Origin of the sequence: uncultured Endozoicomonas sp. (genome assembly GCF_947495845.1) — a bacterium.
Taxonomy (GTDB): domain Bacteria; phylum Pseudomonadota; class Gammaproteobacteria; order Pseudomonadales; family Endozoicomonadaceae; genus Endozoicomonas.
Genome location: NZ_CANMAO010000051.1, coordinates 1 through 10,324 on the forward strand (window position 1 = coordinate 1; position 10,324 = coordinate 10,324).

Here is a 10,324-nt window from a genome sequence, read left to right on the forward strand (position 1 = left end):
TCATTGTTCTATCAAATAGTGCTTACGACAATTTTCTGATAATGGATTGTGTCGCATATTCATCGGGAGTGGCTGCTATATCTGCTTTTTTAAGCTTTATTCTGTTAGCGTATTTTTCATCAATTTTCGGTAAATTCACCAAGCCACAACAGGCATTTCGTACAGCAACGTGCCAGTGAATCTGGCTACTATGAGGTATGATGTATCTTCTTTTTTTCAGCTCATCCAGGTAGTTCAGGGCTAATTTTGAGTAAAGGTCACTTCTGTGTTTATGAAGCTGACCACTCAGTCCATAACTTAGTGAGCGAAGAAGCTCGTTCATATCCTGAAAGCGCGCATGTGAGCCCTCAAGACAAAGATCTATTCCTACAACGAGTTTGTTAAGGATGGCCTGGATATCCCCTTCTGTTAACGGTAGGGGAGGAGTCTTTTCAGCTCGGGCAGCTTTATCGTCGGTTGTTGGAGGATCAGCAAGATTCTGTTTACTACTTCTCTGCGCATCAATTTGTTCACTGGCCCGGGATAAAGACTTGATGACGTTATGATAAGAACCTGAGGCACGTTGATAGAAATCAAGAAGCGATTGCTGATTCGAATGATTTGTAGGCTTGAGGGTGTTTATTGAAAACTTGGCTCTGAAGGTTTTTAGCGTTTCAGCATAATTAAATGCTGGCGTAGACTCTGGCTGTACAGGCACGGTGGCAGCGCCTTCCGACCGGACGAGCAGTAAAGGAGCGGCTTCAGGCATTGCAGGTTCTTGTTGCTCTTCAAATACTTGTTTTACCGTTTCGCTTGGGGTTGGTATGTGGCGATCCTTTCCCAAATGTTTTTCACAGAGCCTTTCCAGTATACCAGTATCTCTTTTTAATGATTTAGAGATCGTGGAATATTCGTTGGTTTTAACAAATTTCTTTAGTTTTGTGGAATTGCTTCGTTGCCATGCTTTATTGAGCTTTTTTTCTGTCGCGTCGCCGGTGGGCTCATCTTTTGGCAAGGGAGCATAAAAAACCTTAAGGCCAGAATGGATGCTAATACTGGGTTCCATTGTGAAGTACTTTACCCGATCAAAATAAATAATACCTTTGAACGTAAGTCACGCATTAAGTTTCATTTTATAAAAAGTCCTGTGTACTGGCAGTCAATATTGACGTGGCCAATATTGAAGTGGCCAATATTGAAGTGCTATTGGTGGCTGCCTGAATGTTTACCGATCGTTATGACCAAGATCTCTTTCTGGCGCGATGACATCCCTAACCTTTTGTTTGATGATTTTTGGTTGTGGGAAGCCGTTGTCTTTCTTCCGCTCCCAGATTTCTTCACCGTTCAGTCGTATGACAAAAATACCACCGGTACCCGGCTTCAAACGCACTTCACCAATATCCGTGCTGAATGTACTGAGCAGTTCCTGTGCTAACCAGGCAGAGCGAAGTAACCACTGACACTGGCTACAGTACTCAATCTCGATAATGGGCTTTCCTGACATGACCTGCTCGCTTAGAATTCGCTGTTTTTGTTGGGCAATTTATCGACTTAGGGAAGCTGCAGTTAAAAATATACCATCGTCATCCCCGCGCAGGCGGGGATCCACGGCTCGCAATGGATTCCCGCCTGCGCGGGAATGACGGATGACTGGTACTTTCTACAATGCCACTTCCCTTAGCATGATTGAATCGCCCGGCATGATCAATCTCCAAAGGTGAACTGCATGGATTCAATCGTTGATCCGGCCATTGAGGACTACTGCCAGAATCTTACGTCTGGTGAATCCGCCCTGTTAGCAGAACTAGCGCAGGCAACGGCCGACCGAACCCGTTATCCGCTCAACCTTTCCGGCAAGCTGGTGGGGCAGACTCTGAAAATGCTGGTGCAGCTCAGCCGCAGTAAAACTGTGTTGGAAATCGGAATGTTTACCGGCTATGCGGCTCTCTCCATGGCCGAAGGATTGCCAGAATACGGTGTCGTCTATGCCTGTGAAACCAATCCTCGTTCCATCAGTATTGGTCAGGAGTTTTTTGATCGGTCTGAGCACGGGCATAAAATCAAAGTACTGTTCGGCTTGGCACTGGATACCATTCCACAGATTTCTGAAAAAATTGATTTGGTCTTTCTGGATGCGGACAAGAAAAAATACCGCCATTATCTGGATTTGGTGTTGCCCATGATGAATTCAGGCGGCATCGTGGTGATTGATGATGCGCTCTGGAAAGGCAAGGTGCTTGATCCGCAGGAAGAACGAGATCAAGTGATTGCCGATTTGAATCGTTATGTCTACGAGCACCCGGGGCTGGAAAACTTGCTACTGCCTGTCCGGCACGGCATTAATATCGTGCGTAAACTTTAACCACGAATGTTCACTTTTTTCACTATTATTTTCTTGCTCGTTAAGCAGAGAGCCGGAGGGTGATACATGATTATTTATGAAGTGAATTGTTTAGTGGATGATGAAATTGCAGACGACTACCGTGAGTGGCAAAAAGGACATGTTGCCCAGATGCTGGGAGAAGAAGGGTTTGAAAGCGCTGAGATTATGAATTTGGTGGACGATGACCGACTGGTTGAACGACCATTTTCACAAGGTATATCGGTCCGGTATCGAGTGAAGAATCAACAGGCTCTCGATCATTACCTGAACCAGCGGGCTTCTATGTTCTGGCAGCAGCGTTCGGATCGCTTTGGTAAGCAGTTTTCCGTATATCGACGTGTACTAAAGGAGTGAGCATGAGCAGCCATGGTCTTCTAATCAGAGAAGTGTTTTCCGTTTACCGTTTTCCGTAAAAGCACAAGCAGCAAGGCTTTACGGATAACGGATAACGGATAACGGATAACGGTTCTGGTTAAATGTGGAAGTTATTTTGTGACAGTTCCTTATCCGTTATAGCTAGCAATCAGTTGTTGAATTTCACCACTTTCGTGCATCAACTTTAACTGATTGTTTAGCTTCTCCACCACGGCAGGGTCTGTGTCCTTGTGCATGGCCAGCCACAGACTGCTTTCATTGATTTTAAATACGGATTTCACCGGTACTCTGAAGTTGGAGGCGACATAAGGCCCAGTCAGAGAGCTGGATGCCCATAGCTGAATTTTACCAAGCTTTAACTTAACAACGTTCAGAGCATCGCTCTTCGCTTGTTCCATATTTACCTGTTGTTCAATCAGGTAATCCGAGATGCCATCGTATTCATAGGAGCCCACTTTGAAGTTCTTCAAATCAGCCAGAGAGCTGACGCTGATGTCACTGTCCGCCAACGCGAGAATCACCCAGTCTTCATGGTACAGCGGGCCGACCCATTGAAAATGCTCTTCACGTTCCGGCGTGCGGAATGCGGAGTAGACGCCGTAAGCAGGCTTGTCTTTGGCGCTGTTAAAGGCTTTATCCCAATCGCTCATTAATGTGAACTCGGTGGTATACCCTGAGGACTCGAACAGCTTTCTCATAATGTCAGTGGCAAACCCTGATACCCGGTCGTTCCGGGCAAAGGAGGTGCCATTATTCGTCATATTTAATGGCGGAAAGCTTTCAGTGACCAGATGGAAATTATTGGCTTGAACCTGGGCCGCTAATGCCAGCAATAGCAATGAGAGGCATGGAATGCGTCGAAACTTCATAGTGATCCCTACAGCGAAAATGGGAAAAAATGGTTTATTGTGCGGCAATTCTAAGGGAAAGTGCGGAAGACCGAAATAGCTTATAACCAAAGGATTTAAATTTACTGCGCGGCGGCAAGAGAGCGAAGTCTTTAGGCCCTCGGGTCCCGTGAGCTGACAGACAGTAAGTGATCGGGGTGAGTGCACGCAGCCAACAAAGACGATGGGTATCATTAAGTTCAGGAATATTTATAGTACATATAAGTCTTTGTAGTTATATATGGTGAGTTTTATAGTTCTTGGAAAAATATTATACAGAGGGCGTTATGCAACTGGAGTCAATTAATCAGGAACTGTCATCGAAGGATCCTGCTTTTATCATTCAGTGGGCACTGGATCAGGCAAAGAACCCAGTGTTGACCACTAACTTTGGCCCTCATGAAGCGGCCATTCTTCACTTGGCTGTGCAGATTAAGCCAGATATCCCGGTCATTTGGATCGACTCCGGTTATGGCACAAAAGCCACCTATCGCTTTGCTGATCAGCTGATAAAACAGCTGAATTTGAATATTCAGGTATTCCATCCGGAATACAGTCGTGGTTTTCGGGATGCGATTTATGGTGGTGTTCCGGAAGTGGATACACCAGAGCATGATGAATTTACCCGACAAGTAAAGCTGGAACCTTTTGCTCGAGCCATGAAAACAGTGGCGCCAGACGTTTGGCTGACCGCGATTCGAAAAGATCAGACGGATTTTCGTAAAGGGTTGGAAGTAGTCAGTAAGACTAATGACGGCTATCTGCGTGTGGCACCGGTACTGAATTGGAACGAACTTGATGTGGAAGAGTATCTGGTTACCCAGGATCTTCCCCTTGAAGAAGATTATTACGACCCTACTAAAGTATATGGAAACCGCGAGTGTGGTCTCCATACGACAACGTCAAAATAAATCTATTTTTTGCCCCCGCCACGGCAGTCCGGTGTGTCCGGTGCTGCCTGCTCACGAGCCAGCCATTCATCCGGTGTATAGGTATGTAATGCCAGTGCGTGAATACTGTCTCTCATCTCATCAGCCAAAGCGCCATATATTAACTGATGCCGTTTTACCGGCAGCTTGCCTTTAAATAACTCACTGACGATCACCACCTTGAAATGCGATTCAGACCCTGGTGGGGTGTTGTGCATATGACTCTCGTCCATCACATCAAGAAAGCTGATAGGAAAGGTGTCATTCAGTTTACTTATGATTTTCTCTCTCATGCTCATGCATCGCTTCCTCAATCAGATGGTTGGTCTGAGCATATTAAGCTCAACCCGATGGTTTCATTATCTCCCATTAGCCGATTATATAACGGTGTGACATCACACAATAGATTAAAAAAATGTTCTTTATGGCTGAATAATTTTCTTGGTCTATTCTCAAACCACACAACGGATCAGTGACGAAAAGCTGGCTTGGTAAGTTGTACGGCAATGGATTTGTATTACTTAATAAATGTAAAGGTGTAAATCCTATGGAGCCGAATAAGAGTAAGAAATCCGCCCGGGGTGCAGCGTTTTCACTATCAATGTTAGCGGGTTCAATTATAGTAGCCTTGTCGTCTTCAGGTGTGATGGCAGCGGATAAAGACAGTAGGCATCATCAGATACCCTATGCATTAACTAAAGAAAATAAAAACAATCACATCGACAAGCTACCTTCGAAAGCCTGTCAGGAAAAAGTAAAAAAAGGGTGTAATCATGGTTTAAGCGTATCGGAATCTTTTAAGTTTCATGATCAGGTGGCGTGTCTCGATCTGGAGGACCCTGCTCAAACGGATAGGTTATTACAGTTTGTTGATCTCCGACTTGCGGAGCACCAGTTGGACGAAGACGTGGTGATTATCAATGAGTGTGATGATGCAGTCTCCTCTGACGTGGTTGTGCCTATTGCTACTCCAGAAATGAGCGACACTGGCTGGATTTCATCAACGGTTGTATCAACAATTGCATCGACGGATGTGCCCTCGGATGATCAGTCGATGCCAGTGACCAACTCGGTCATGGAAAACGGTAAGACGACTGATGAAACAGTCATTAAGGAAAAACCAGACCATGCACTTCTAAACAGAGATAAGCTAGAAAAAACAGATCAGGTGACCGCAAAAATCATCACTCCAGTAGAAGCCATTGTGGCTGATCAACCTTATTTAGAGCAGGACAAAGAACAAGATAATGGTTCGACAGTGGCGCTGACTGAAATAAATGAAGCGCCTTCTGAAACACCGTTACAATCAGGCAGTATGGATGACACAACATCACCGAGTGTTATTCAGGATTCAGTCGTTGTGATATCACCAGATAAATCCACAACGAAGTCTGTAGTCACAGAGAAACCAATATTAACAGAGAAGGATAAAGAGCAAGCACGCATCGATCGAGCTATTGCTCGGCGAGAAGAGCGGAAAAGAAAGATTACAGAATCTCAAAAAGGTAATGCACCGGCTGAGCAGTCAACAATAACGATGGATAAAACAGCCACAGGTGCTGGCAATGTCATTGTGTCCAATCCGGTAACGGTAGTTAGTGAGACAGCACCAGTGACGAATTCTGCCTCTCTTTCTAAGAAAGAAAACACCGTGCTGCCAGAAAAAAGAGAGAGAGGTGTTTCGCCGATAGAGCCAAGACCAGAAAAAACATGGATTGAGCCCAGTGATTCAATTGCAGTATTACCTGGCGCTGAAGAGAAAAATGCAAGCGCGGCTGCATCTGCAAACTGCGACAGCTGTGATCAGGTATCCGGACGGCCCGTTGCCTATCGAATTGCCAACAGTGAAGAAGACCCAAGAATCTTTAACTTTGACCAAAGCATTACTCAACGCTTCAAGTCTAAGGGTGCCTATCTGGATAAAGGTAAACATCGGGACAATGTCGTAAAAGATAAAAGCGGTCGTGATTTCCTGAATGTAATGGCCTTCTGGGATGTGCTGGTTGAAACTCAGGATGACGGTGAAAAATTATACTACGGAAATATCCAGTTTCCATTAGGTAGCCGTCACCCAGCCATTATCAAAAGCCTACGGTCTGGTGACCAGCTAGAGTTAGGATGCAGAACAGATGAAGTGGTCGTACTGAAAAGCTTTGAAACCGAAGGCGTTGATTATTCCCATGGGCTGGTGGATGCATATCTGGCCTATTCAACAGAAATGCCTGATGGCAAAACCGCGTATCAAGAGGTGGTACGACAGCCGGCGTTCAGTCTGATCAACGTAGAATCTGGCTGCATGGCAAAAGAAAAATTCTCCAAGAGGGATGTTGATCCCGACAAAATGGGTAATGACCACATACTGGCGGAACTTCCTGTTCGTGAGTGATAACTAATACTAATTCTGCTTGATCAGCATCAGGCGGAGGCCAGTTTGTGCGTCGGAGTGAACCCATGCACTAAACGGATCACCGCCTGCTTTTCTTTCAATTAAACATTCAATAACCAGTAAGTCGTCACTGACGTCTGCTACTGGATAATGACCTTCAAAACCTTCATGGTTAACCAAATAAACCTGATCGCCCTTGCTGATAGAAAAAGGGAGACGTGTTGACATGGTTAACCTGATTTCAGTAGGGCTTAATTGAGTGAGACCAGTGATGATCCCGGGAACTTCATCTCTCAAGGGTAAGCGAACGGTGATGTCTTCAATAACGTGTGCCTGACAGGCCAGCATGAAACCTTTGGCAGTCTGTTTCTCGGTGAGGAATTGCTGACTATCCGCTGGTGGCTTACCTTCTGTAACTTGTAGAAGGCAGGAGTGGCATACTCCGGCGCGACAAGAAAACGGCACGCTGGCTTTTTGCTTTAATAGTCCGTCCAACAGGTTTTCGTTGTCATCCAGTTGAAAACACTGGCCTTGAAATTCGATGGCTGGCATAAAAAACTCTGTATTAAACCCTTTCGGATGCATTCTATCGTTTTCTAGAAGGTTGTCAGCAATAAATAGAATTCAGATTTTCCTGCTGGAACGTTACCTTAAATGCCAAATCAATAGATTGTTTGAGAAACGTTCTCATATAGAGTGACATTCCATGGTAATTCATGCTGTTTATCAATGTTTATTACTAACTTCCATTGGTATAATCGGCGGCAATAATAAGAACCCAATGGGTTTGCAAGTCGCAGTGGTCGGGCAGCGCCCGCAGGAAAAGGGGTAAACATACCAATGAGTGTTGTGATCCGGGAAGATGATGTCATTCTCAGCGTTGCGGATGCGCTGCAATTTATCTCCTATTATCATCCAATTGACTTCATCACTGCGGTGTATGAAGCCTATCAGAAAGAAGAGTCTAAAGCGGCAAAGGATGCCATGGCTCAGATTCTGGTGAACTCCCGCATGTGTGCAATGGGAAAGCGCCCGATTTGTCAGGATACGGGTATTGTCACCATCTTTGTTAAAGTTGGGATGAATGTACGCTTTGAAACAGACCGGTCTCTCGATGATTTGATCAATGAAGGTGTGCGCCGCGCATACACGCATCCTGATAATGTCCTCCGAGCTTCTGTGCTCGAAGATCCTGCCGGCGCTCGAAAAAATACCAAAGACAACACACCCGCTGTCATTCATATGAGCTTGGTGCCAGGATATAGCGTAGAGATTGAACTGGCGGCCAAGGGTGGCGGCTCAGAAAACAAATCGAAAATGGTTATGCTGAACCCATCAGACAGCATTGTCGATTGGGTGAAGAAAACGGTACCAACGATGGGGGCTGGCTGGTGTCCACCGGGCATGTTGGGTATTGGTATTGGCGGTACCGCAGAAAAAGCCATGTTGCTGGCCAAAGAATCTTTAATGGAACCTATTGATATCCATGAACTGCGTCAACGAGGCCCAAGCAACCGAGTAGAAGAACTTCGTCTTGAAATTATGGATGAGGTAAACAAGCTGGGTATTGGTGCCCAGGGGCTGGGTGGGTTAACCACCGTGCTGGATATTAAGATCAAAGATTATCCGACACATGCCGCCTCTTTACCCGTTGCCATGATTCCAAACTGTGCCGCTACACGACATGCGCATTTTACGCTTGATGGTAATGGCCCAGTTTATCAAAAAGCACCTAATATTGATGATTATCCAGAAGTCAGCCTGGATATGGGCGAGGGCGTACGCAAGGTTAACGTAGATAACCTAAGCCATGAAGAAATCAAAACCTGGCAACCCGGCGACACTGTACTGTTATCAGGAAAAATCCTCACCGGCCGTGATGCTGCGCATAAGCGTATGGTAGACATGATCACCAAGGGTGAAGAACTACCGGTAGAATTGAAAGGTCGCTTTATCTACTACGTAGGCCCTGTCGATCCGGTGCGTGATGAAGCCGTTGGTCCTGCAGGCCCCACCACATCAACGCGAATGGATAAATTTACCCGCACCATGTTGGAAGAAACGGGCCTTGCCGGAATGATTGGTAAAGCAGAGCGAGGCCCTGTGGCTATTGAAGCCATCAAAGATAATGAATCGGTCTATTTGATAGCAGTTGGTGGTGCAGCTTATCTGGTATCTAAGGCGGTTAAAAAAGCAAAAGTCATAGCTTTTGAAGACCTTGGCATGGAAGCAATTTATGAGTTTGAAGTGGAAGACATGCCTGTAACCGTAGCGGTTGACTCCAGAGGGGAATCTGTACATATAACAGGGCCGCAGATCTGGAAAAAGAAAATTGAAGAGCAGGTGCTTGAAATAAAGTAGCGCTTCAAAATCAAGCGACATAGGGCAGCCAAACATAGGCTGCCTTGTTATGATAATTTTGCGAACACTGTCGCACAATTTATAAAATAAACGTAATTGGACGTATTTATAACACTCTATGTGTACTGTATTATCTTTTGTAGGATAACTGCCCCCCCCCCTGAATGCTCTAAAAGATGGAATCGAGGGCGGTAGCGTGGATGTTTGTTTTACAGTCTGGATAATGGGCTCTTAACCGCATTGCCTCCTTTATTCAGTACATGGGTATAAATCTGTGTAGTTCGAATGTCTTTATGCCCCAATAACTCCTGAACTGTACGTATATCGTAGCCATCTTCAAGTAAATGCGTGGCAAAGCTGTGGCGAAATGTATGACAGGACGCGTGTTTTTCGACACCAGCAGAGCGGATAGCTGATTTCACCACATTCTGCAGCTGACTATCGCTCAGATGATGGCGACGGGTTAAGCCGGACCTTGGATCGACAGAAACCTTTGGAGATTGAAAAATATACTGCCAGTGATAACTTTTTGCTTCGCTGGGGTACTTTTTTGCAAGGGCATTGGGCATCCAAACCTCATGATGGCCATCAATTTGATCCATCTCATAAAAGTGTCTTGTCTTTTGCATTTGTTGCTTTAATGATGGCTCTACCGGTTCCGGTAAAATAGTGACTCGATCCTTTCGGCCTTTCCCATCACGAACAATGATGCAATGGTGGTCAAAGTTCACATCTTTAACGCGCAGACGCAAAACCTCCATTAAGCGAAGGCCGGAACCATAAAGCAGCTGAACCATCAAGCGATTAGTCCCAGCAACTTGCTCAAGAATCGTTCTTACTTCATTACGAGTAAAAACGACAGGTAGCTTCTGAGAAGGCTTTGCTCTTACAGCATCAATACCGACCAACGGCCGATCAAGTACTTCTCTGTATAAGAATAGAATCGCCAGCAATTCCCGCTGAAGTGATTCCAGTCAACAGCACCAAGGCTTCTAGCCAGTTTTACTTATTCCGGAATCGCAAA

Annotated in this window: 11 protein-coding genes; 5 read left to right on the forward strand and 6 right to left on the reverse strand. The window is 45.4% G+C overall.

The annotated features are described in order from the left end of the window. Positions 1-22 precede the first annotated feature (22 nt). Together Q1B11_RS19540 and Q1B11_RS19545 are read right to left on the reverse strand one after the other, a co-directional pair. Positions 23-1,045 carry a hypothetical protein gene (locus Q1B11_RS19540; protein WP_299735566.1) on the reverse strand — a complete coding sequence of 341 codons (1,023 nt, stop codon included), beginning with the start codon at positions 1,043-1,045 and terminating at the stop codon, positions 23-25. A 159-nt stretch (positions 1,046-1,204) separates the two neighbouring features. Further along, positions 1,205-1,483 carry a SelT/SelW/SelH family protein gene (locus tag Q1B11_RS19545; protein ID WP_067522154.1) on the reverse strand — a complete coding sequence of 93 codons (279 nt, stop codon included), beginning with the start codon at positions 1,481-1,483 and terminating at the stop codon, positions 1,205-1,207. Positions 1,484-1,705: 222 nt separating this feature from the next. Here Q1B11_RS19545 and Q1B11_RS19550 point away from each other — a divergent pair, with 222 nt between their 5' ends. Next, positions 1,706-2,341, forward strand: a complete 636-nt coding sequence (locus Q1B11_RS19550) for an O-methyltransferase (RefSeq protein WP_299735570.1) — start codon at positions 1,706-1,708, stop codon at positions 2,339-2,341. Positions 2,342-2,407: 66 nt separating this feature from the next. Continuing rightward, the gene (locus tag Q1B11_RS19555; protein ID WP_299735572.1) at positions 2,408-2,716 is read left to right on the forward strand and encodes a DUF4286 family protein; all 309 of its coding nucleotides are present in this window, start codon (positions 2,408-2,410) and stop codon (positions 2,714-2,716) included. A 149-nt stretch (positions 2,717-2,865) separates the two neighbouring features. Here the strand turns inward: Q1B11_RS19555 and Q1B11_RS19560 are convergent, their stop codons facing one another. Beyond that, a complete protein-coding gene (locus Q1B11_RS19560) occupies positions 2,866-3,606 on the reverse strand; it encodes an ABC transporter substrate-binding protein (RefSeq protein ID WP_299735574.1) in 741 nt (246 codons plus the stop codon). Positions 3,607-3,911: 305 nt separating this feature from the next. Here Q1B11_RS19560 and Q1B11_RS19565 point away from each other — a divergent pair, with 305 nt between their 5' ends. Beyond that, entirely contained in the window at positions 3,912-4,535 is a 624-nt protein-coding gene (locus Q1B11_RS19565) for a phosphoadenosine phosphosulfate reductase family protein (protein ID WP_067522094.1), read from the forward strand. A gap of 2 nt (positions 4,536-4,537) precedes the next feature. Here Q1B11_RS19565 and Q1B11_RS19570 read toward each other — a convergent pair whose 3' ends face one another. Beyond that, a complete protein-coding gene (locus Q1B11_RS19570) occupies positions 4,538-4,852 on the reverse strand; it encodes a BolA/IbaG family iron-sulfur metabolism protein (protein ID WP_299735578.1) in 315 nt (104 codons plus the stop codon). 248 nt (positions 4,853-5,100) lie between these two features. Here Q1B11_RS19570 and Q1B11_RS19575 point away from each other — a divergent pair, with 248 nt between their 5' ends. Beyond that, positions 5,101-6,939, forward strand: coding sequence for a hypothetical protein (locus tag Q1B11_RS19575; protein WP_299735580.1), 1,839 nt, complete (start codon positions 5,101-5,103; stop codon positions 6,937-6,939). A 9-nt stretch (positions 6,940-6,948) separates the two neighbouring features. Here Q1B11_RS19575 and Q1B11_RS19580 read toward each other — a convergent pair whose 3' ends face one another. Next, positions 6,949-7,491 (reverse strand): 2Fe-2S iron-sulfur cluster-binding protein, encoded by a 543-nt coding sequence (locus Q1B11_RS19580; protein ID WP_299735582.1) that lies wholly within the window; start codon positions 7,489-7,491, stop codon positions 6,949-6,951. A gap of 288 nt (positions 7,492-7,779) precedes the next feature. Here Q1B11_RS19580 and Q1B11_RS19585 point away from each other — a divergent pair, with 288 nt between their 5' ends. Continuing rightward, complete coding sequence (locus Q1B11_RS19585; RefSeq protein ID WP_299735583.1) at positions 7,780-9,300, forward strand: fumarate hydratase; 1,521 nt, start codon at positions 7,780-7,782, stop codon at positions 9,298-9,300. Positions 9,301-9,509: 209 nt separating this feature from the next. Here the strand turns inward: Q1B11_RS19585 and Q1B11_RS19590 are convergent, their stop codons facing one another. Beyond that, positions 9,510-10,253: an integron integrase gene (locus tag Q1B11_RS19590; protein ID WP_299735585.1), complete on the reverse strand. Its 744-nt coding sequence runs from the start codon at positions 10,251-10,253 to the stop codon at positions 9,510-9,512. Positions 10,254-10,324 lie beyond the last annotated feature (71 nt).